This window comes from Petralouisia muris, from assembly GCF_004793545.1.
GTDB classification, from domain to species: domain Bacteria; phylum Bacillota; class Clostridia; order Lachnospirales; family Lachnospiraceae; genus Petralouisia; species Petralouisia muris.
In genome coordinates this window covers 149,584-170,887 of sequence record NZ_SRYA01000001.1, presented here as the reverse complement: position 1 = coordinate 170,887, position 21,304 = coordinate 149,584, and the positions used below count along the sequence as shown (strand labels likewise).

20 protein-coding genes are annotated in these 21,304 nt (G+C 43.8%); 18 read left to right on the top strand and 2 right to left on the bottom strand.

Annotated elements, in window-relative coordinates; all coding sequences use genetic code 11:
* The first annotated feature begins 60 nt into the window (after positions 1-60).
* Together E5329_RS00795 and asnB are read left to right on the top strand one after the other, a co-directional pair.
* Positions 61-696 carry a hypothetical protein gene (locus E5329_RS00795; protein ID WP_135987675.1) on the top strand — a complete coding sequence of 212 codons (636 nt, stop codon included), beginning with the start codon at positions 61-63 and terminating at the stop codon, positions 694-696.
* Positions 697-856: 160 nt separating this feature from the next.
* Positions 857-2,716: an asparagine synthase (glutamine-hydrolyzing) gene (gene asnB, locus E5329_RS00790; protein WP_135987674.1), complete on the top strand. Its 1,860-nt coding sequence runs from the start codon at positions 857-859 to the stop codon at positions 2,714-2,716.
* Positions 2,717-3,032: 316 nt separating this feature from the next.
* Here the strand turns inward: asnB and E5329_RS00785 are convergent, their stop codons facing one another.
* Positions 3,033-3,611 carry a tyrosine-type recombinase/integrase gene (locus E5329_RS00785; protein ID WP_135987673.1) on the bottom strand — a complete coding sequence of 193 codons (579 nt, stop codon included), beginning with the start codon at positions 3,609-3,611 and terminating at the stop codon, positions 3,033-3,035.
* Positions 3,612-3,890: 279 nt separating this feature from the next.
* On the opposite strand from E5329_RS00785, the gene E5329_RS30315 reads away from it, so the two are divergent.
* A complete protein-coding gene (locus E5329_RS30315; RefSeq protein ID WP_275442886.1) occupies positions 3,891-4,172 on the top strand; it encodes a hypothetical protein in 282 nt (93 codons plus the stop codon).
* A gap of 186 nt (positions 4,173-4,358) precedes the next feature.
* On the opposite strand, the gene E5329_RS00775 is transcribed toward E5329_RS30315, so the two are convergent.
* Complete coding sequence (locus E5329_RS00775; RefSeq protein WP_135987672.1) at positions 4,359-5,114, bottom strand: Fic family protein; 756 nt, start codon at positions 5,112-5,114, stop codon at positions 4,359-4,361.
* A gap of 852 nt (positions 5,115-5,966) precedes the next feature.
* On the opposite strand from E5329_RS00775, the gene E5329_RS00770 reads away from it, so the two are divergent.
* The 15 genes from E5329_RS00770 (at position 5,967) to rfbG (ending at position 21,284) form a co-directional block, all read left to right on the top strand.
* Entirely contained in the window at positions 5,967-6,278 is a 312-nt protein-coding gene (locus E5329_RS00770; RefSeq protein WP_135987671.1) for a carbon storage regulator, read from the top strand.
* 169 nt (positions 6,279-6,447) lie between these two features.
* Positions 6,448-7,626, top strand: a complete 1,179-nt coding sequence (locus E5329_RS00765; protein ID WP_135987752.1) for a flagellin N-terminal helical domain-containing protein — start codon at positions 6,448-6,450, stop codon at positions 7,624-7,626.
* Positions 7,627-7,771: 145 nt separating this feature from the next.
* Positions 7,772-8,140, top strand: a complete 369-nt coding sequence (locus tag E5329_RS00760) for a hypothetical protein (RefSeq protein WP_135987670.1) — start codon at positions 7,772-7,774, stop codon at positions 8,138-8,140.
* Complete coding sequence (locus E5329_RS00755; RefSeq protein ID WP_135987669.1) at positions 8,109-9,965, top strand: motility associated factor glycosyltransferase family protein; 1,857 nt, start codon at positions 8,109-8,111, stop codon at positions 9,963-9,965. Before E5329_RS00760 ends, E5329_RS00755 begins: the two co-directional genes overlap by 32 nt.
* Positions 9,966-10,010: 45 nt before the next feature.
* A complete protein-coding gene (pseB, locus tag E5329_RS00750) occupies positions 10,011-11,006 on the top strand; it encodes a UDP-N-acetylglucosamine 4,6-dehydratase (inverting) (protein ID WP_135987668.1) in 996 nt (331 codons plus the stop codon).
* Entirely contained in the window at positions 10,999-12,204 is a 1,206-nt protein-coding gene (locus E5329_RS00745; protein WP_275442885.1) for an N-acetyl sugar amidotransferase, read from the top strand. The genes pseB and E5329_RS00745 overlap by 8 nt, the downstream gene beginning before the upstream one ends.
* Positions 12,185-12,796 carry an imidazole glycerol phosphate synthase subunit HisH gene (gene hisH, locus E5329_RS00740; protein ID WP_135987667.1) on the top strand — a complete coding sequence of 204 codons (612 nt, stop codon included), beginning with the start codon at positions 12,185-12,187 and terminating at the stop codon, positions 12,794-12,796. Before E5329_RS00745 ends, hisH begins: the two co-directional genes overlap by 20 nt.
* A gap of 17 nt (positions 12,797-12,813) precedes the next feature.
* Positions 12,814-13,572, top strand: a complete 759-nt coding sequence (gene hisF / locus E5329_RS00735) for an imidazole glycerol phosphate synthase subunit HisF (RefSeq protein ID WP_135987666.1) — start codon at positions 12,814-12,816, stop codon at positions 13,570-13,572.
* A complete protein-coding gene (pseF, locus tag E5329_RS00730) occupies positions 13,533-14,279 on the top strand; it encodes a pseudaminic acid cytidylyltransferase (protein WP_135987665.1) in 747 nt (248 codons plus the stop codon). Before hisF ends, pseF begins: the two co-directional genes overlap by 40 nt.
* Positions 14,276-14,713, top strand: coding sequence for a GNAT family N-acetyltransferase (locus E5329_RS00725; protein ID WP_135987664.1), 438 nt, complete (start codon positions 14,276-14,278; stop codon positions 14,711-14,713). Before pseF ends, E5329_RS00725 begins: the two co-directional genes overlap by 4 nt.
* Before the next feature lie 9 nt (positions 14,714-14,722).
* Positions 14,723-16,561, top strand: a complete 1,839-nt coding sequence (locus tag E5329_RS00720; RefSeq protein WP_135987663.1) for a glycosyltransferase family 2 protein — start codon at positions 14,723-14,725, stop codon at positions 16,559-16,561.
* Positions 16,558-17,337 (top strand): glucose-1-phosphate cytidylyltransferase, encoded by a 780-nt coding sequence (rfbF, locus tag E5329_RS00715; protein WP_135987662.1) that lies wholly within the window; start codon positions 16,558-16,560, stop codon positions 17,335-17,337. Before E5329_RS00720 ends, rfbF begins: the two co-directional genes overlap by 4 nt.
* Positions 17,338-17,349: 12 nt before the next feature.
* Positions 17,350-18,747 carry a lipopolysaccharide biosynthesis protein RfbH gene (gene rfbH / locus E5329_RS00710; RefSeq protein WP_135987661.1) on the top strand — a complete coding sequence of 466 codons (1,398 nt, stop codon included), beginning with the start codon at positions 17,350-17,352 and terminating at the stop codon, positions 18,745-18,747.
* A complete protein-coding gene (gene rfbC / locus E5329_RS30310; RefSeq protein ID WP_275442884.1) occupies positions 18,692-20,152 on the top strand; it encodes a dTDP-4-dehydrorhamnose 3,5-epimerase in 1,461 nt (486 codons plus the stop codon). The genes rfbH and rfbC overlap by 56 nt, the downstream gene beginning before the upstream one ends.
* A 7-nt stretch (positions 20,153-20,159) precedes the next feature.
* Complete coding sequence (gene rfbG / locus E5329_RS00700; protein WP_168356471.1) at positions 20,160-21,284, top strand: CDP-glucose 4,6-dehydratase; 1,125 nt, start codon at positions 20,160-20,162, stop codon at positions 21,282-21,284.
* Positions 21,285-21,304 lie beyond the last annotated feature (20 nt).

Sequence of the window (21,304 nt, the reverse complement as noted above, 5' to 3'; positions counted from 1 at the left end):
AAATCAGGAACGGGTTGAAGTTCCTTTGCAGAATCCGGCAGCAGATCATGGAGGTTTCATATGATAGATAAAATTAGCAATCAGAAATATTATGATTACGCCAAAGTAAATCAACAGAAACGCGAAAGTACCGAAGCTTCCGGGTTTAATCTGAATATGGGCAAAGAAGGGGTCATTTACGAGAAAAATGAGCAGAAAAAAACTGAGAAATCCAAAGAAGCGGCCCTGGAACAGGAGGATGCAGGCAGCAGCGCTCCAAAAGCCTCAGGAGTAAAACTGGAAATCTCTGACCGGGGTTATCAGAAATCTGTCCGGGAAAAGCAGCGCAGTTCTCTGGTGGAGGAAGTAAAAAAATATGCCAGGATTGCAGTGGATTTTCTGAAAACTGTCTGGGACAGGGTCTGGAACGACAAGCCGGAGGTGCTGGAACCGGAAGAGGTGGAAAAGGAAGAATTTCCTGAGATTTTGGAGGATAAAATAGCGGAATCCATCTATACCCAGGCGGAAATCCGCCGGATGTTCCAGCGGGGCAATCAGCAGGAAATCGCAGATTTTATATCCAATCACGGTGAAAAACAGCTGGCGAAGAATACAGAACTGCTAACCCAGTATGATCGCAAGGGAAGCTTAGTGGGAATCAGCAATTCGGATAAAGATTTGATTCTGCATGGTGACAGGAACCAGATTAAGCTGTAACAGAGCATACTTCGTATCTGAACAATGACAGGAAGCGGATTAGGCTGTAACAGAAGCATGTTTTATAAGTTACAGCAGAATCAGATCAGACTTTCACAGACATAATTTTCCGGTTTCTGCGATATAATGAATTATATGCGAAAATCAGGAGTGAAAGTGTATGTGTGGAATTGCAGGATTTTATCATAAAGAAAAGAATTATGAAGAGAATGAACTGCACTACCGTTCCCTGCTGCATGCGATGCACCGGGAATTGTGGCGCAGAGGACCGGATGATGCAGGTACTTGCCTGACAAAGCATTGCGGGTTGTCCCACAGCCGGCTTTCGATTATAGATATTGCCGGAGGACATCAGCCCATGATGCGTTCAGCAGCAGGAAGGACCTGCATGATTGTTTATAACGGAGAACTGTATAATGGGAATGAATTAAGAGGTCTGCTGACTGAACGGGGGTGGACCTTTGACACTTCCTGTGATACAGAAGTGATTCTGTTGGGATTTATGGAATTCGGTCCGGAATTTGTCAAGCGTCTCAACGGCATTTTTGCCTTTGCAGTCTATGATTCCAGGGAAGAGACGCTTCATCTGTTCCGGGATCCTATGGGAGTGAAGCCGCTGTTTTATACAGAGCGGAACGGTGAACTGATTTTTGCTTCCGAGCTTAAGGGAATTCTGGCTCATCCTGCAGTAGAGGCAGAGATTGATCGGCAGGGACTGAATGAAATTTTCGGAATCGGCCCAGCCAGAACGCCCGGCTGCGGCGTGCTGAAAGGCATTCGGGAGGTGCTTCCCGGAGAATATCTGGCTTGCAGCAGAGAAAAGGAACTGCAGAGGAATACTTATTGGAAGTTAAGCAGCCATCCCCACCAGGACAGTTACGAGAAAACAGTGGAGACGGTATCTTTTCTGGTGCAGGATTCCATTCGGCGCCAGATGGTGTCCGATGTGCCGATCTGCACTTTTTTGTCGGGCGGGGTGGACAGCAGCCTGGTATCTGCAGTTTGCGCCGCTGAATTAAAAAAACAGGGTAAAAGGCTGGCAACCTTTTCTTTTGATTTTGTGGATAATCAGAAGAACTTTAAGGCAAATGCATTCCAGCCCTCCCAAGATAGGCCTTATGTGGAAAAAATGGCGGAATATATTGGTTCAGCGCATACCTTTCTGGAGTGTGACAACCGCAATCAGATTGAGCTGCTGTACGATTCTGTGAAAGCCCATGATTTACCTGCAATGGCGGATGTGGATTCTTCTATGTTGTATTTCTGTTCCCAGGTCAGCAAAAAATATAAGGTGACGCTGACGGGGGAATGCGCCGATGAGATTTTCGGCGGCTATCCCTGGTTCCACAAAGAAGAATCTATGAAAGCGGAGATGTTTCCCTGGACGATGGATTTATCCCCCAGAAAAGAGCTTTTGTCAGATGAATTTCTGGAAGCCCTTCGCATGGAGGAATATGTGCAGGAGAGTTATTGCCGTTCCATCGCAGAGACGCCCCGGTGTGAGGAAGACAGTCCCAGAGAAGCAAGAAGACGGGAGATTGCTTATCTGAACCTGAAATGGTTTATGCAGACCCTTTTGAACCGTATGGACAGAACCAGCATGTACAGCGGCTTAGAAGCCCGCGTGCCTTTTGCGGATATTCGGATCGTACAGTATGTGTGGAATGTGCCCTGGGAAATGAAGGCCAAAGACGGAGTAGTGAAGAGCCTGCTTCGGGAATCCGGAAGAAATCTGCTGCCAGAGGAGATCTTGTTTCGGCGGAAATCCCCCTATCCCAAAACTTATGATCCTCATTATGAGGAACTTTTGAAAGGTATGGTAAGGGAAGTGATTCTGGAGGGGAATTCCCCCGTCCTGCAATTTATAGACCCAAAAAAAATGGAAGAATTTTTAAGCAAGTCTTCCGATTATGGAAAGCCGTGGTACGGACAACTGATGGCAGGGCCTCAGATGCTGGCTTATCTGCTGCAGGTGGATGAATGGATGAAGCGGTATCAGGTTCGGACGGTGGGGTTGTAGGAGCATAGGGAAGATGTGGTAAAACCGCCCGGCATACTGACAGGATACCTCTAAAGTGGGCAGATGAAATATAAAAATCTGCTGCTTTGGAGGTGTTTTTTCATGCTAAGGAACGATTGACAGTTTTTGTAATTATACATATAATAGAATCATTGTTTTAGCGGACCTCCCAGAGCGAAATACATCCATTGCACAAAACAGAGTGATGCAATGGAGATTTCGCCCTTACATGATTACTAAACTAGCGTCATTAGAGAAAATAAAAGCTGCGATTGAAAAGTACAATTGCAGAATATAAGTATTCTGAAATAAAATGTCATAGATTCACATCCAGAAAGATCTGATCCCTGTCATCCTGTTCAATTCCAAGATACCGTTTTGTAGTCTGAAAAGAGGAATGGTTGTAGATATTCATCAGTACGGCAGGCTGTGCGCCTGATTTCCATGCATGATATCCGAAGGTTTTCCGCAGAGAATGGCAGCTTATGTCCGTTTCAAAATTCAGTTCCTGCCCGGCGGTTTTGATGAGCCGGAACGCTTGGGAACGGCTGAGATGGTTGGCTCTGTTTCGGCCGGGAAAAAGGTAATCCGTAGGATTTATCTGCTGCAGGCCGCTTTTGTATAGCTGCAATGCCTTCAGAGCGTTTTGATTTAGTGCAATTCGTGTCTGTTTTCCCGTTTTGCGTTCCTTAAGCATGATGTGTTTTAGAAAATGCTTTTTCGTAAAATCGTAAACATCCTGCCAGTTTAATTCCAGCAAATCGCTGATTCTGAGGGCAGAATTGATTCCAAGACAAATCAATGCGTAATTTCTAAGATTTGGTTTTTCCAGATAATAATAGTTTTTTAATTTTTCGATTTCAGATATGTTCCGAATAGGCTGTGTGACGCTCATGAGGTAACCTCCTGTTTCTTTTGTACTCCTGCATTCTGTCAGGGAAATAGTGCTTCGCGTCCTGCGAAGCGCTGTCGTCATTCAGCTTATTACAATTTCATTTGTTTGGCAATTGGGGAATGGGAAGTTTTGTAAAGTCGGTGATGGCCGATGCTTGGAAGATAGGATATAATATTCCTGTCAACGCTCTTTTTTTGCTGAATTGTAAAAGCGAAATTCTTCATTTTAGGGAAACATATACAGGGGAGGAAGAAATCCGTTTTACCCAACGAGCATTTTTTGAGCCAGCAGGACGAGACAGATAAAGAATGGATTAGGGATACGAATTTTGCGGTTTTGTACCTTCGGACTTACAAAAAAACGCCGGAGAAAATGAAATATGTGATTGTCACGCCGGGCGGAACGGTTCAGTATTACGTGCCGATTATGAAAGTGCAGACATATTCACTGGATGATATTTTTGAAAAAAGTCTGCTGATGTTAATTCCGTTTTATATTTTTTACATGACTCGTTGCCCCTTCATGGGATGCTTGATTTCAGGCGCTGATGGGTCAAATTAGGCTTTGCCATCTAAACTGTGTCAGTCCTCTGAGCTGCCATGCTGATTCTGTCAAAATCCAAAAATCCTGTAAAAGCCTTAGACCATTGACCTTACTGGTTTTCGAAACAGGAAAGCTGAGCAGTTCAAAGGGAATTTTCCGATAACTTACTTACACACATTTTCTGGCACAGCCATTTTTTATGCCTCATAGCTTAAGCAGCCGGCAATAATCCCTCTCTGTTTCAATCACACATTCAGCAATCAGCTTAGAGAATGGTTCTATGCCGTTTAGACATCTGGAAGCGGACAGGGCATTGATATAGTCATCCCGCCAGATGGGAGGGATTGAAACCACGCCGTAGCCGCTATTGACAAGTATAAGGTTCATCAGGAGCCGGGCGGCTCTGCCATTCCCGTCAATGAAAGGGTGGATGTCAACCAGCCTTTTATGTGCCATCGCCGCCAGTTCAATAGGGTGCAAGGAAAGTTTGGATGAATGGATTTGGTCTGTAAGGTGCCCCATCAACTGTGGCACCTCGCCTGGGGCAGGGGGGATATACTCTGTCCCGGAGATGTAAACCTGGATGGAACGGTACTGGCCGGCCTGCTCTGCATCAACTTTTTGGTAAAAGAGGCGGTGCAGTTCCTTGATGGAGTCTTCTGTGATGCACATATCTGGCTGCCTTGCCAGCCCCAACATGAAGTCGTAAGCCGCGCCATGGCCAACAGCCTCATAGCAGTCCTTCAGAGGGCGGCCTCCGACGGTGATGCCATCCTCCAGGAGTATCTTTGTTTCGGATATGGTGAGCGTATTCCCTTCTAAGGCATTGCTGGCGTAGGTAAACCCGACGCGAAAATAGTTATCCAGGGATTCCAGTTCTTCCTTTGCCAATGGACGGGCAGAGGATATTTTTTGTTTATAGAAATCTGCTTTTTGCAGAAGCTCTTGTAGCGAGGGCATTGGCAACACTTCCTTTCTGTGGCGTTATTATAATGCATATTTCTATATATTTCAATAAAAAATCTACAAAATTATATAGAATATCTACATTACTGGATAGTAAAAAGTTTATATGCTTAAGAAGCCAGTAAATCCTTATCAATTACTGACGTATCCTGCATTTCCTGAATTAATTGTGTTATGCGTAATTCTGGGTTAATTGGGAGGATTATTATTTTTGTTCTATTATTTTTGGCCTTATTTTGGTAGCTTGGCATGGAAAGAACTCATAAAATTCTATTACTGCCAGAATTGGTAATTCTTTATGAAATCTCACAAAGGAAAAAACCGGCAGGGATGGCAGAAGGCAGTAAGCACCCACACACTGACATTGGGAAACCCCTAAAAAATTCATCCCCCATAAAGCAATACTAAAAATAGCAGGGTATTTTCATATGCTCCTGCTATTTTTATACTCCAATTTTACCATTCTGGAACAAAACTTGGAATAAGCCTATAATAGCCAGAATCAATGTCGTCCATTTTTTGCAGCACGGCACAGACCCATCCCCCAAACTCCCCTATCCATTTTATAACTACAGAAAAATGCAACAATTTATATCAAATTGTTGCATTTTCCATTTACACAGATAATATCGGCTCTTTTCCAACATACTTAACCTCTCTTTTAAAAAAATTTCAAAAAAGATTCTAAAAATATATCGCTCCAAACCTGCTGTTTCTAAGGGGTTTCGGATCCATGCAACAATTTGATATAAAGTGTTGCATCGCAAAATCATCAGGAAGTGACGGGCGGCCGTTGAGCGGGAAGTAATTTTAATTCAGCGGCGCAGAGGAAACAAGGAGGTTATTATGCTGAAATTAACAGTAAAGCCAGGAGAGTACCTGCTGATCGGCGATGAAATCAAGCTGGTGTTTGCGGGAGGAAGTTCCAATAACCTGCGGGTGCTGGTAGACGCACCGAGAGAAATGAATGTGGTAAGAAGCGCAGCGCTGGAGAAATTCGGAATGGCGGCGGAGCCGGGAAATGAAGTGAAGCATTACAGAGACAAGGAACTGTCCCCGGAAGCCAAGGAAAAGATTAAGGCGATTCTGATGGAAGAACGCAGAAAGTCCAGAAAGACAGAGGCGAAAAGCAGACTCCAGACAAAATACGGCTGTTAAGCGTCGGCGTAAAGGAAATAGGTAATATGCGGGGGTAACCTAGGGCTCCTGCTTATTATAAAAGGCGGCTGTCTCAGCAGACAGTCAGTCGGTGAAATAAAAAAAGTATGCATGCAAACGGATTTGCAGGCAGAAAAGCCCATATAACAAGGAGGAAAAAATTATGGCAATGGTAGTACAACACAATCTTACAGCAATGAACTCTAACCGTCAGTTAGGAATTACAACAAGCTCACAGTCCAAATCATCTGAGAAATTATCATCCGGTTACAGAATTAACCGCGCAGCAGATGATGCAGCAGGATTGAAGATTTCTGAGAAAATGAGAAGCCAGGTTCGCGGATTAAACCGTGCATCCACCAACGCTCAGGACGGTATTTCTTTGATACAGACGGCTGAAGGCGCTTTAAATGAAGCGCACAGCATTCTTCAGAGAATGAATGAACTGGCTGTACAGGGTGCGAATGACACCAACCAGGATATTGACCGTGATGCAATTAATGATGAGCTGACCGCTTTGACAGCAGAGTTGGATCGTATTTCTGAGACCACACAGTTCAACAAACAGGAACTGCTGGACGGAACTTTTACAGACAAAAAGCTTCATGTTGGCGCGAATGCAAATCAGAGTATCAGCATCAGCATTGATAAAATGGATGCTAAGTCATTGGGATTGCGTGACATTTCTTATACAAAGGGGACAGAGACTGTTAAATATAATGACATAGCATATCTGGGAGTGGAGTATAAGTATGATACAACGATAAGTGCAGCCTCTAATAAGAGCATATTCCTGGATGATGTAAGAAGTTATGGAGTTACGCAGTTCAAGAGCGAAATGGTTCATATGGACTCTACAGGAAAATATGGGCTTTCAGAGGGAAAGACAACTTATTCAACTATGGCTTCTGCAAATGCATCTGGAACAAGTGTGCTGGGAGATATGTATGCAGGTACGGCAAGTGACGCTTGGGATGATTTACTTTCAAATTCAAAAGTAACAGGAACTACAGTGGGCGGATTTGGAAGTGTAATTAATGCAGATACACCGAAAGTAGATGATTATGATCTTGCCAATGCCACCTTAAATGCAGTACAGAATGCAATTAACCGTGTATCTACACAGCGTTCCGCTTTGGGTGCATTACAGAACAGATTAGAGCATACCGTAGCCAACCTGGATAACGTTGCTGAGAATACCCAGTCTGCAGAATCTCGTATCCGTGATACAGATATGGCGTCTGAGATGGTGGAATACAGCAAGAACAATATTCTTGCTCAGGCAGGCCAGTCTATGCTTGCACAGGCAAACCAGTCCACACAGGGTGTATTGTCCTTGTTGCAGTAATCTGCTTCTATACGCAGAGCGTTGGACGGCGGGCTGCATAGTGTTTTGCAATCTTCATCAAGAGCGGCAGAGTGTTGTATGTCCGCAAAATATAATTCAAGAAAAAGACCAGCTTCGGCTGGTTTTTTCAAGAAAAGAGGAACCGATGGAAGAAAAGAATCCAATGGAAGAGAAGATAAAGGAATTGTATGAAAGCATCAGCTTTCTGGGATTTAACGCCACCTATTCCAGAAATAATACATATGTCGAAAACTGTAGGGAACTGGTTCCGAAAATACAGGAATTTGCCCAGTGGTTTCTTACAAATATTACAGGGCTGGAAGAAGGAATCTATCAGAATCTGGCGGATATTTTAAGGGACTGCGAGACAGCCCTTCGGGAACATGACAATGTATTGATGATGGATGCGTTAGAGCAGGGCATAGCCGGATATCTGGAAATGTTTCTGTCAGAAGAGTATTTCAGGGAAAAGGAGAAAGTTTATGTCGGAAAAGCAAAAGAGCAGGAATCTTAAAATTCTGGAAAAGCGTTTTCCCGGCATTTCAGAATTAATAGAAGAAAAGAAAGAAGAGCTTCTGGAAAAGGAAGGCATGTCTGTTCTGGGAGAAACAGCTTTTACCGGGGAAGAGATTCTGACAGTGGAAAAAGAAGGAAGAAGGCTGTATCTGGCTGGACGGCGTGACCCTTTGGCCCATCCAAAGAATCAGATTTCCGTGCTGGGAAAAATAGTGCCCAATGCGTCGGTATTTATCTTAGGTATGGGGAATTTGAATTATTTGAAGGAACTGAATCAGGCGGCGGATGAAAGTGCGCAGGTTCTCCTGTATGAACCGCTTTTTTCTGTATTTTATAAGCAATTATGTTCGGTTGATTTAGAAGAGCTTTTCGGAGAACGCACCATCGCGCTTATTGTAGAGGGCATTAATGAGGACGGATTGGAAAGAATTATCCGGGCGATGCTGCAGGGGGATCGGGTACCTCTGATGAAATATTTTATACTGCCCAATTATGTGGAATTGTGTCTGGAGCAGGTGGAAAACTTTTTAAAGCTAATGAAGGAGCATTCCCATTCTTATTTTGTAGGAGTGGGGACAAAAATGTTTTTCCGCAATAAGCTGGCGGAGAATTTCTACAGCAATGTGAGATATATGCGGACAGGGTACAAGGCGATTCAGCTTTTAAATACAATTCCGGCAGACATTCCGGCTTTCGTAGTGTCTGCCGGCCCTTCTTTGAACAAGAATATACATGAATTAAAAAGGGCGAAAAATAAATCGTTTATTATAGCGGTGGATACAGCCATAAAGCCGTTGGTAAAGGCAGGGATTGTTCCAGATATGTTTGCCACGTTGGATGGAATTAAGCCGGTGGAGCTGGTGGAGCAGGAGGAAGCAAAAGAAATTCCGCTGCTTGCCAAATTGAATTCCACCAAAGGAATGCTGGATTATCATACAGGCAAGAAATTTTTTATCTACGATGGATTCCGATACGCCGCAGAGCTGTTTGCAATAAACGGAAAAAAACTGGAAGGGCTTCCCTCCGGAGGCTCCGTAGCCACTCTTGCTTTTTCTCTGGCGTGCCATCTGGGATTTCGGAAAATTATATTTGTGGGGCAGGATCTTGCCTATACCAATAATAAATCTCATGCCGACGGAACCTTCAAGGAAGAGATGCCGGAGGAAGACACCAAGGATTTTATTATGGTTCCTGGGAATTATGAAGAAGAAGTGCCTACATTGTCGAATTTGGACGGATACCGCAAATGGTTCGGGGAGTATATCGAATGGTGGGAAAGAGGCCATGAAGTGGAATTTATCAATGCCACTGAGGGCGGCGCCAGGATTGAAGGGACAACGCTGATGCCCTTAAAAGAGGTAATTGATAAAGAGTGTGTAAAAGAAGTTGATATCGGGGCCTGCATAGACAGTCTGGAGCCGGCGTTTAACCAAGAAGAGCAGGAGAAAATTCTGGAGTATTTCCATGATACGCCGAAGCAGATTCATGGGCTGATTCTTTTGGCACGGGAAGGAAAAAAGATATACCGGCAGCTGGATAAGCTCTGCCAGGCTGGAAATATGGATAAGCGGGCTTATCGGAAGCTTTTGAAGCGGGTGAAGAAAAACAGGGAAAAGATTGAAAAAAATGTACATTTTGACCTGTTAATCAACAGTATGGTACAGGCGGAGCAGATTATCCGTACCGGACAATATTTTAAATATGACACAGCAGAGGAAGAGGGGCTTGAACTGGCCCGCCAGGGAAAGGAATATATGGAATTGCTGGAAGGCTATACCAAAGCAATCGAACAGATTGCCAGGGAAACTGTGGCGAAAGAATAATGCTGCAGAACAAGGATGAAATACCGCAAAGCAGGAGGCAGAAATATGTTAAATGGCAAAACAATTTTAATTACCGGAGGCACCGGTTCTTTCGGTCATGCGTTTACCGAATTTGTATTAAAGCATTATCAGCCGGAGAAAATTATCATTTATTCCAGGGATGAATTCAAACAGTTCCATATGGCAAATAAATTTCGGGAATATTCGGACAGGCTGCGCTTTTTTATTGGAGATGTGAGAGACAGAAAGCGGCTGTACCGGGCCTTGGACAGCGCAGATTATGTGGTGCATGCGGCGGCTTTAAAGCAGGTTCCGGCCTGTGAGTATAATCCCATGGAAGCAGTGAAAACGAATATCAACGGCGCAATGAATATTGTGGACGCCGCGCTGGACTGCGGGGTGAAACGTGTGGTTGCCCTTTCTACGGACAAGGCAGTCAATCCCATCAATTTGTATGGAGGCACCAAGCTTGTATCGGATAAATTATTTATCGCGGCAAACGCCTACTCCGGCCGGAAAGACGTCTGTTTTTCCATTGTAAGATATGGGAATGTGGCCGGAAGCCGGGGTTCTGTAATTCCATTTTTCCAGGAGCTTGCGGCAAAAGGAGAGCGCAGGCTTCCGATTACGGATTACCGAATGACACGGTTCTGGATCAGTCTGGATGAAGGCGTGAAGCTGGTGATAAAGGCCTTGTCTGAGGCAAAAGGAGGAGAGACTTTTATCTCTAAAATACCTTCCTTTAAAATTACAGATTTGGCACAGGCAATCCTTCCGGGATGCGAAATGCCGGAAGTGGGAATCCGGGAAGGGGAGAAGCTGCATGAGGTGATGGTAACCCGTGAGGATTCTCTGATGACTTATGAATATGAGAAGCATTTTATCGTGTATCCCCATTTTGACTGGTGGGATGCGGGAAGGATCCAAGAAGGCGGAAAACGCGTGGAACCAGGCTTTGAGTATAACTCGGGAAATAATGACGAATGGCTGAGCGCGGAGCAGATGAAAGAATTGCTGAAAGACGTAAAGAACCATGGATAGAGAGGAAAAAGAGATGATTCAATATTGTAAAAGATGCTGCCTGCCAAGTACAAAGCCTCATTTGTCTTTTGATGAAGAAGGCATTTGCAATGCATGCCGCAATTATGAGAACAGGAAGCAGGTAAATTGGGCGGAAAGAAAAAAAGAATTGGCAAAAATACTGGAACGTTACCGTTCCAAGGACGGGGCAAACTGGGACTGCATTATACCGGTCAGCGGCGGAAAAGACAGTACCTATCAGGTAATAACCATGTTGCAGATGGGAATGAATCCCCTCTGTGTAACAGCCACTACCTGTGATTTAACGCCCATAGGGCGGGAAAATATTGAAAATATCAAGAATATGGGCGTGGACTACATAGAAGTGACTACAAACCGTGTGGTTCGGGGGAAGCTGAACCGAATTGGATTGATGGAAGTGGGAGACATTTCCTGGCCGGAGCATGTGAGCATTTTTACGGTTCCGGTTCGGATGGCGGTAAATTTTAACATTCCTTTGATTATCTGGGGCGAGAATTCCCAGAATGAATACGGAGGCCCTGCAGCGGCTGTAGAGAATAATGTGCTGGACAGAAGATGGCTGGAAGAATTCGGAGGAATGCTGGGACTGCGGGTCAATGATTTAATCGGGCAGGAAGGAATTACGAAAAAAGATTTGATCCCCTTTACTTATCCCAGTGATGAAGAGTTAAAACGAGTAGGCGTGACAGGGATTTTCCTTGGATATTATATTCCATGGGAAGGGCTGCATAATGTTCTGGTTTCCAAAGCCCATGGTTTTAAAAGCTGGGGAAAAGCAGTGGAAGGCCATACGGACGATTATGAGAACCTGGACAATTATCAGGCCGGAATCCATGAGTATTTTAAATATTTGAAATTTGGCTTTGGGCGGGCCTCAGATCAGGCCTCCATGCATATCCGCAGAGGCAGAATGACAAGAGAGCAGGCGATGGAAATAGTCAAAGAGCGGGATGGACTGTTTCGATGGACTTATCTGGACAAACCCCTGGAGGATATTCTGGCGCCTTTAGACATTACGGTAGAAGAATTTATTGATATCTGTGATGAATTTACAAACAAGAAATTGTTTCTGACAGATAAAAACGGAAATCTGATTAAGGATAAGCATGGAAACCTGACCAAAACCAACGATGATAATCCACAGGAAGAAACGAAGCATGGAAACAGTGATTATTGATTATGGCATGGGCAATCTGCTGTCCGTGCAGAGAGCATTTGCAAAATGCGGCGCAAAAGCCGGGATTATTGACAATCCGATGGAATTGCGGAATGCAGAGCATATTGTGCTGCCAGGCGTAGGGGCCTTTCCAGATGCAATGGAGAATCTGGCAAAAGGGGGCTGGATCGAGGAACTGGATCGCGCGGTGCTGCAAAAACAGACTCCGGTTCTGGGGATTTGTTTAGGAATGCAGCTTTTGGCTGAGAAAGGATACGAAGGGCAGGAGTGCAGGGGATTGGGATATATTCCTGGTGAAATAGTCCTGTTCGAACCGAAGGAGGGGGAGCGGATTCCGCATGTTGGATGGAATGAAATAGAAAAAAAGAAAGAGGTACCGTTATTTGAAGGGATTAAGGAAGGAACAAATTTTTATTTCGTCCATAGCTATCATTTTCAGGCAAAAGAACCGGAACATGTGCTGTGCTGCACTCCTTACTGCGGCGGATTTACGTCCGCAGTGGGAAAGGGATGTATTGCCGGTACGCAGTTCCATCCGGAAAAAAGCCAGAAAGCAGGCTTTCAGGTCATTCGAAATTTTCTGAAAATGTAGCCTAGAAGGGAGAACTCATGTTAAAGGTTCGTGTGATTCCGACCTTGCTGTACAAGTCGGTTGGTTTGGTAAAAGGCGTCGGCTTTGACGCCTGGAGACGTGTGGATACGGTTTTGCCGGCCATAAAAGTATATAACATGCGGGAAGTGGATGAATTAATTTTAATGGATTTGGAGGCCACCAAAGAGGGGAGGGATCCTGATTATGAATCCATCCGTGACTTTTCCAGGGAATGTTTTGTGCCCTTCTGCGTTGGCGGCGGGGTTGGGAATATCGGGCAAATCAAACAGTTATTAAGGGCCGGGGCAGACAAGGTATCGGTGAACAGCGCCGCTTATGAAAATCCCGGACTGCTGGCACAGGGAGCCAACATGTTTGGCAGTCAATGCATAGTGGCAAGCATTGACTGCCGGAAGGTGGATCATGTTTATTACTGTTTTTCCCATAATGGACAGAAAAATACAGGGCGTCAGTTAAAGGATTGGGCCAGGATTGTGGAAAAAGCGGGAGCCGGTGAAATATTGCTTACTTCTGTTTCTCTGGATGGGACCATGCAGGGCTATGATATTGAAATGATTAAAATGGTGACAGATGTTGTGAGTATACCGGTGATTGCTTCCGGCGGAGCCGGCAATTATGAGCATATGTATCAGGCGGTCAAAGAAGGGGCGGCGTCGGCGGTTGCGGCGGCGAGTATTTTTCATTTTACAGAGCAGACGCCGAAAGAGGCGAAGGAATATCTGGGAGAAAGGGGGATACCGGTACGGAGGATTTAAAAAAATCAGCAATTGCAATTATTACTGCCAGAGGCGGCAGCAAACGGATTCCAAAGAAAAATATACGGAACTTCTGCGGCAGGCCCATGATAGAATACTCCATTGAAGCTGCCATTAATTCCGGAGTGTTTCAGGAGGTTATGGTATCCACAGAAGATGAGGAAATTGCAGGGATTGCGGTAAAAAACGGCGCAAAGGTTCCGTTTTTGCGAAGTGAACATGCTTCCGGTGATTATGCCACAACTGCGGAGGCGCTGGCAGAGGTATTGACAGAATATCAAAAGAGAAAGAGAGTTTTCCAGCGGGCCTGCTGCATATATCCCACCGCCCCATTTATTACTGCGGAAAAGCTGAAAGAGGCAATGAATCTTTTGGACGAAGAGAGGACGGATGCGGTGATTCCGGTTACTGCGTTTTCTTTTCCGCCGATGCGGGGAATGTACCTAAGAGACGGCAGATTAATTTATCATCATCCTGAATATGCAGCAAAACGTTCTCAGGATATTGAGACCATGTACCATGACAGCGGGCAGTTTTATTGTTTTAAGCCGGAGATTCTGCTGCGGGAGAAGACGCTTGTGACAGGGAATACCAGAGGATTCCTTGTGCCGGAATGTGAAGTTCAGGATATAGATACCCTGGAGGACTGGGCAATTGCAGAAATAAAATATCAGCGGATGCTGGAAAAAAGTGGTGTGGCAAAATGAATGCATATCTGAGAGCGGCAGTCTGGGAAGATGCAGATTTGCTATTTGAGTGGGCCAATGATTCAAGCGTCAGGAAAAATTCTTTTTCTATGGAAGAAATTGTTTATGAGGAACACAGGCTATGGTATCAGAAGCTTTTACAGGATGAAGACAGAAGGGAGTACATTTATATCCGGGATGGAGCGCCGGTTGGGCAGGCGCGCATTGCAGTATCCGGCGAAGAAGCGGAAATCAGTTACAGCATATGCGCCGGGCAGCGGGGAAAAGGATATGGACAGGAGATGCTTAAAATGTTGCCTCAGCAGGTAAAAAAAGATTTTCCTCAGGTGAAAGCTTTAAAAGGGAAGGTCAAAACAGAAAATGCAGCGTCTCAGCGGGCATTTTTAGGCGCAGGCTATCAAAAGGAATATGAAGTGTATACAGAAAGGGTATGAGGCGGGTTGATGTCTAAAGGAGAAAAATATTATAAATTTGGAATTGAACTATTTGAAGACGGACATTATGAAACAGCGATAAAATATTTGATACAGGCATATAACCTTGGATATGAGAGAGAACAGATCCTGACAAATATTTACGATTGTTTTATTCTGCCCAATCAGGAGAAATTTCGGAATAGTTTTATTCAGGACAGAGAAGGGATTACACAGGTTTCTTTTGAAGCGTGCGCCATAGATTTTATTCCAGTCAGTGAAAAGAATTTTTATCTTTTTGATAAAGAGGAAGGCGTATTTAAAGGAAATTTTGAATTGGAGGACGCGCCGGTACAGGGTGAGGAAGAAGAGTTTGGCAGTATTCTGTTTGCAGATATCTGGGATATCCGGGAGATGATTCCGGAATTGAAAAAGAAAAAATGGGATGCAGTGTATATTGTCTTAAACGAAGTGGAAAGAAAATTTGCATCTTTCTTGAAAATTCCCCATTTCCGTGAACGGTATCTTGCCAATGCAGCAGTCTTTCAGAATACAGAGCTGTGGTATGACGTGTTTGAACAATATGAAGAGTTCTATCTTCCGAAAAATATTACAGCAGCAGAGGTTGAACCGTATCTTGGATTATTTCATAAACTTCATAAAAAAAGGCTGGACAGCAGGAAAGAGAGAAAAAATGTATTTTTGTCTGTCTGCATTCCGAGCTATAACAGAGGGAGCGTTGCGCTGAAAAATGTGCAGAATTTGTTGCAATGCGTTTATGATAGTGAAATCGAAATTATAGTGTCCAATAACGGCTCAGAGGAAAATACAGAAGGATATCAGGAGATAAAAGCAATACAGGATTCCAGGCTTGTCTATCATGAATTTGAGACGAATCAGGGATTTGCGTCAAATATAATGAAAGTCTTGGAACTGACGAAGGGAAAGTATGCAGTCTTGATCAGTGATGAAGATCTGATGCTGTTGGAGCATTTGGGAGAATATCTTACTTGTCTGAAGGCCAATCCGAAATGCGGAATTTTCTGGGAAGCTGGGATAGGGATTGAATTCAGTTCCTGGAGAGTGGTTGAGGATACGGTTTATCATGCCGGAAGAGAAGTAATGGAAATGGTCATGTTCAGGACTTATGTAACGGGAATTACTTTTCAAATGAAAATATTAAAGGAATGCCATGCAATGGAAAAGATTGAAAGTATGAGGGGAAATGCTTTTCTGGAATATTATCCGCATATACCTTTGATGATGACTGTGGGAATGTATGCGGAACTTTATTGGATGAAATTGCCTTTATGGGACGCCACAAGCAGTGAGTATGTAGACAATACCGTATGTCGGTATATGCTTCCTGAAATCAGAATTGCCCAGCAGAATGGCGCAGTGGATTTCTGTTACAAAGGAATAGGATTAAGCAAATATGAAATTGTCCGGATATTCATAATAAGAAGTGTAAAAACGTATGCTTTATTGGAAATAGCATATCAGATCGACAGATTTCGTGAGCTGTATTCCTGGGAAGAACTGTGCTTTTTTGTATACAAAGAACATGAAAGATATTTGAAAGAATTTCCAGTTGAATTGGACTGGGAAGATGAAGTGGGAATAAAAAATGATTTGCAAAAAATGTTTTTTAAGTATTTGAAGTCAGAAAGAATCATCCGAATCTATTCACAGGGAGTTCAAAAGCAAAAGAAGCTGATTTATCAGCAGATAGAAAAAGAATTTGAGCAGGGAAAAGAAATAGAGGAAGTGGAAATGATGATCCGGGAGAAATACCTGAAGAAAGAAGAAAAAGGAATACAGGAAAAAAGTGATATTACAGATACTTTTGTGGTGGAGAACGGAACATGAAGGCAGTAATTTTGGCGGGAGGATTTGGAACCAGAATCAGTGAAGAGAGCCATCTAAAGCCCAAACCGATGCTTGAGATTGGCGGAAAACCGATTCTCTGGCACATTATGAAAGAGTATTCCCATTATGGATTTTATGAATTTATCATATGCTGCGGGTATAAGCAGCAGGTGGTGAAAGAATGGTTTGATGATTATTATCTTTACAACAGTGATGTTACCTTTGATTTTTCGTCTGGAAAAAAGATCACAGTGCATGATAATGTGGCAGAGCCGTGGAAGGTAACGATTGTGGACACCGGGCTGAACACGATGACAGGGGGCCGGGTGAAAAGAATACAGAAGTATATCGGGAATGAAACATTTATGCTGACCTATGGGGACGGTGTATCGGATATCAATCTTGCAGATTTGCTTCGTTTTCATAGAGAACATGGAAAGCTGGCAACTCTGACAGCGGTAAATGTGGAGCAGAGGTTCGGTGTACTTGACATTACAAAAGAAAAGGAAATTATGTCTTTTCGGGAAAAAAGCGCAGATGACGCTTCCAGGATGAACGGCGGCTATATGGTGCTGGAACCGGAGATCTTTGATTATATTGACGGGGACGATACTGTGTTTGAAAAAGGACCTTTAGAACGGGCGGCAGCAGAAGGGCAGCTTATGGCCTATATGTTTGATGGCTACTGGCAGTGCATGGACACTAAACGGGAGATGGATCAGCTGAATAAGCTGTGGGAGCGGGGAAAGGCTCCATGGAAATCCTGGAGGGATTAAAGGAGAAACAAAATGTTTGAAAATAAGACGGAAGAGCAGGCAAGAAAAGAGATTTTGCAGATGGTAGCACAATACTATAAGGTGTATCACAGGAAAAAAGACGCATTTGTTCCAGGGGATCGTATTGCCTATGCTTCCAGAGTCTATGATGAGAAAGAAATGTGTAATCTGGTAGATGCTTCTCTGGAATTTTGGCTGACTTCCGGCAGATATACCAGAGAGTTTGAAAAAAAGTTTTCAGAGTATTTAGGCGTAAAATATTGTTCTTTGGTAAACTCAGGCTCCTCTGCAAATTTGCTTGCCTTTATGGCATTGACTTCCCCTTTGCTGGGGGAACGCCAGGTACTGCCGGGGGATGAGATGATTACAGTTGCGGCGGGCTTCCCCACTACAGTTGCGCCCGCTGTCCAATACGGTGTGGTTCCGGTGTTTATTGATGTAACAATTCCTCAATATAACTTGGATGTCAGTCAGTTAGAAGAGGCTCTTTCCGATAAGACGAAGGTTGTAATGGCGGCCCATACCCTGGGGAATCCCTTTGATTTGAAAAGGGTAAAGGAATTTTGTGCTCGGCATCAGTTGTGGCTGATAGAAGATAACTGTGACGCTTTGGGAACCACATATGTGATAAATGGAGAGGAAAAATATACAGGAACGATTGGGGATATAGGCACTTCTTCCTTCTATCCGCCGCATCACATGACTATGGGAGAAGGCGGGGCGGTTTATACGAATCAGCCGCTGCTGCATCAATGTATCCGGTCTTTCCGGGATTGGGGACGAGACTGCACCTGCGGCGCCGGCCAGGACAACCTGTGCGGGCATAGATTTGATAAACAGTATGGAGAGCTTCCGCTGGGTTATGACCATAAATATGTCTATTCCCATTTTGGATATAATTTGAAAGCGACAGATTTGCAGGCGGCCATTGGCTGCGGGCAGATTGATAAAATGCCGGAGTTCACGAAGAGAAGAAGGCAGAATTATGCAAGGCTTTTGGAAGGGCTGCAGGACTGCCAGGGGCAGCTGATTCTCCCGGAACCCTGTGAGAATTCATCACCCAGCTGGTTTGGATTTTTACTGACATGCAGGGAAGGAACAGAGCGCAGCCAAGTGGTTGATTATCTGGAAAATCATGGGATACAGACCCGCATGCTGTTTGCCGGGAACTTGCTGAAGCATCCCTGTTTTAATCAGATGCGGGCTTCTGGGGAAGGCTATCGTGTGATAGGCGAGCTTATCCATACTGATCGAATTATGAAGGATACTTTTTGGGTGGGAGTTTATCCGGGAATGACAGAAGAAATGACAGATTACATGATAAAAATGATAAAAGAAGCTGTGGGGAAGAAAAATGAAAATCGTAGTGACAGGGGCAACGGGATTTGTGGGGAAATGGCTGGTAAATGAATTGCTGGCTCAGAAAGATGAGGTAACAATTCTTGTGCAAAACAAAAAGAAAGTTCCGGCGGAATGGAATGGGATTGTGAGGATTACAGAGGCGTCTTTGGAACAGTTTTGCAGATTGGAGCAGAGCGATTTTCCAGATGGAGGGGCGGACATTTTATTTCATTTAGCATGGAGCGGCATATCCGGGCAAAAGAGAGCAGATTCCCGATTACAGATTCAAAATCTTCAGTATACGGTTGATTGTGTAGCGTTAGCGAAGAGATTAGGGTGCCATAGATTCGTGAATGCAGGCAGCATCATGGAATATGAAGCAATGTCATACATTCCAATTGGAAAGACAAAGCCGGGGATGGGGAACATATACAGCACGGCAAAGCTTGCTGCGGATTTTATGGCGAAAACGACAGCGGTAAATCAGGATATGGAATACATAAATCTTATTATTTCCAATATTTATGGCGCTGGGGAGTATTCAGAAAGATTTTTAAATTCGGTGTTAAGAAAAATGCTGAACCATGAGCCGATACCATTGACGCATGGAGAGCAGATGTACGATTTTATTTATGCTTCGGATGCAGCAAAAGCAATAGCGCTGGCAGGAAAAAAGGGAGAGAAGAATTCTGCTTATTATATAGGGAACAGAGAGCAGTTTCCGCTGAAACATTTTGTTCTGCAGATGAAGGAAATCCTGGAAAGCAGATCAGAATTGCAGTTTGGAAAAGTGCCGTTTCAGGGAGCTATGCTAAATTATAACGAATTTGACACAGGAAAGATGGAACGCCTTGGATTCAGGCCGGAGATTGATTTTGAAACGGGGATAAAAATGACAAAAATGTGGATGGAGGAACTTATGACAGAGTTTAAGGTGCAAAATTTAGGGGGGGGAGTAAAAATAATCACTCCCTTTTTTCTTAAGGATGAGCGGGGGTACTTTTTAAAAAGCCTGGAAAAAGATGTGTTCAGCGAATGGGGGCTGGATGTGGAAATTCAGGAAGAATTTGAATCGTATTCCAGAAGAGGAGTGCTCCGGGGACTTCATTTTCAGACGAAAGAGCCGCAGATTAAGCTGGTGCGTGTCATAAGAGGAAAAATTCATGATGTAGTTGTAGATCTTCGTAAAGGTTCTCAGAACTTTGGAAAATACCTGGATGTGGTTTTGGATGATAAGGAACATAAAAGTTTGTGGATACCGGCCGGGTTTGCCCATGGATTCGAAGTCTTGTCTGAGGAGGCGCTTGTCTCATATCAATGTATTGGAAAATACCAGAAGGAATTTGATACCGGAATTTGCTGGAATGATAAAGAGCTTGCAGTGAAATGGGAAACAAAAAATCCGATAGTGTCAGACCGGGATGCTGCATTGATGACATTTCGTGAGTTTACAGAAAAATATGAAGGATTATAACAGTGAGATGAAAAAAATATTTGATCGCTCTTTTTACAGAAAAAAGAAAGTTCTGATAACCGGACATACAGGGTTTAAAGGTTCCTGGATGTGTGCAGTTTTAAAGGAATTAGGGGCAAAAGTGACAGGATATGCTTTGGAGCCGCCTGCAGAACCAAATTTATTTGAATTGTGCAGACTGTCAGAGAAAATGAATTCTGTAACAGGGGATATACGGGATCTGGAAAAATTGAAAGAAGTTTTTTATGCAGCACAGCCGGATATTGTAATTCATATGGCGGCACAGCCATTGGTGTATGAAGCTTATCAAAATCCGGTTGATACCTATGAGATAAATGTAATGGGGACGGTGAATGTGCTGGAATGCATTCGCCATACTCCTTCTGTTCAGTCTTTTGTAAATGTGACAACAGATAAAGTGTATAAAAACAGAGAATGGGAATGGGGATATCGTGAGAATGAAGAACTGAACGGATATGATCCTTACTCAAATTCAAAGTCCTGTTCTGAGTTAGTGACAAGCAGTTACATAAATTCTTATTTTAAAGGAAGCCAGACAGCGGTATCCACTGTGCGGGCGGGAAATGTAATTGGCGGCGGGGATTTTGCTGCTAATCGAATTATACCTGATTGTGTCCGCGGGGCATATGGACAAAAGAGAATAGAGGTAAGGAATCCCAATTCTATCCGGCCGTATCAGCATGTATTGGACGCTATAATGGCATATTTACTGATCGGGCAGGCGCAATACAGGCAGAAAGAATATGCAGGGAATTACAATATTGGCCCGGAGGATAAAGATGCTGTTGAAACAGGAACAATTGTAACCATGTTTTGTCAGCTTTGGGCGCGGTGGACAGGGGAAATATTGGACTGGGACGCTGGGAAGGAAAAAGGATTTCACGAGGCAAATTTTCTAAAATTAGATTGTTCCAAAATGAAGCAAAAATTTCAATGGAGGCCAGTGTGGAATATAGAACAGGCAATAGAGAAAACGGTAGAATGGTCTGTGATGTACCAAAGAGGAGAGGACATTGTAAAATGTATGAAAAACCAGATAGAAGAGTTTATAGAAGAATTTGAATCAGAGCGTTTTTCAAATGCGCTCCAGGAACAAAAATGGAAAAAATAATCGTATAACAGAAAGAGAGT

What these genes read in the sequence shown, in the direction of transcription:
- E5329_RS00755 (WP_135987669.1), top strand. Translation starts at nt 8,109, where the DNA reads ATGTCGGAAAAGCAAAAGAGCAGGAATCTTAAAATTCTGGAAAAGCGT.
- rfbG (WP_168356471.1), top strand. Translation starts at nt 20,160, where the DNA reads ATGAAAAAAATATTTGATCGCTCTTTTTACAGAAAAAAGAAAGTTCTG.
- E5329_RS00770 (WP_135987671.1), top strand. Translation starts at nt 5,967, where the DNA reads ATGCTGAAATTAACAGTAAAGCCAGGAGAGTACCTGCTGATCGGCGAT.
- E5329_RS00725 (WP_135987664.1), top strand. Translation starts at nt 14,276, where the DNA reads ATGAATGCATATCTGAGAGCGGCAGTCTGGGAAGATGCAGATTTGCTA.
- E5329_RS00760 (WP_135987670.1), top strand. Translation starts at nt 7,772, where the DNA reads ATGGAAGAAAAGAATCCAATGGAAGAGAAGATAAAGGAATTGTATGAA.
- pseB (WP_135987668.1), top strand. Translation starts at nt 10,011, where the DNA reads ATGTTAAATGGCAAAACAATTTTAATTACCGGAGGCACCGGTTCTTTC.
- E5329_RS00775 (WP_135987672.1), bottom strand. Translation starts at nt 5,114, where the DNA reads ATGCCCTCGCTACAAGAGCTTCTGCAAAAAGCAGATTTCTATAAACAA.
- E5329_RS00745 (WP_275442885.1), top strand. Translation starts at nt 10,999, where the DNA reads ATGGATAGAGAGGAAAAAGAGATGATTCAATATTGTAAAAGATGCTGC.
- E5329_RS00795 (WP_135987675.1), top strand. Translation starts at nt 61, where the DNA reads ATGATAGATAAAATTAGCAATCAGAAATATTATGATTACGCCAAAGTA.
- rfbH (WP_135987661.1), top strand. Translation starts at nt 17,350, where the DNA reads ATGTTTGAAAATAAGACGGAAGAGCAGGCAAGAAAAGAGATTTTGCAG.
- rfbF (WP_135987662.1), top strand. Translation starts at nt 16,558, where the DNA reads ATGAAGGCAGTAATTTTGGCGGGAGGATTTGGAACCAGAATCAGTGAA.
- rfbC (WP_275442884.1), top strand. Translation starts at nt 18,692, where the DNA reads ATGAAAATCGTAGTGACAGGGGCAACGGGATTTGTGGGGAAATGGCTG.
- E5329_RS00720 (WP_135987663.1), top strand. Translation starts at nt 14,723, where the DNA reads ATGTCTAAAGGAGAAAAATATTATAAATTTGGAATTGAACTATTTGAA.
- hisH (WP_135987667.1), top strand. Translation starts at nt 12,185, where the DNA reads ATGGAAACAGTGATTATTGATTATGGCATGGGCAATCTGCTGTCCGTG.
- hisF (WP_135987666.1), top strand. Translation starts at nt 12,814, where the DNA reads ATGTTAAAGGTTCGTGTGATTCCGACCTTGCTGTACAAGTCGGTTGGT.
- asnB (WP_135987674.1), top strand. Translation starts at nt 857, where the DNA reads ATGTGTGGAATTGCAGGATTTTATCATAAAGAAAAGAATTATGAAGAG.
- E5329_RS00765 (WP_135987752.1), top strand. Translation starts at nt 6,448, where the DNA reads ATGGTAGTACAACACAATCTTACAGCAATGAACTCTAACCGTCAGTTA.
- E5329_RS00785 (WP_135987673.1), bottom strand. Translation starts at nt 3,611, where the DNA reads ATGAGCGTCACACAGCCTATTCGGAACATATCTGAAATCGAAAAATTA.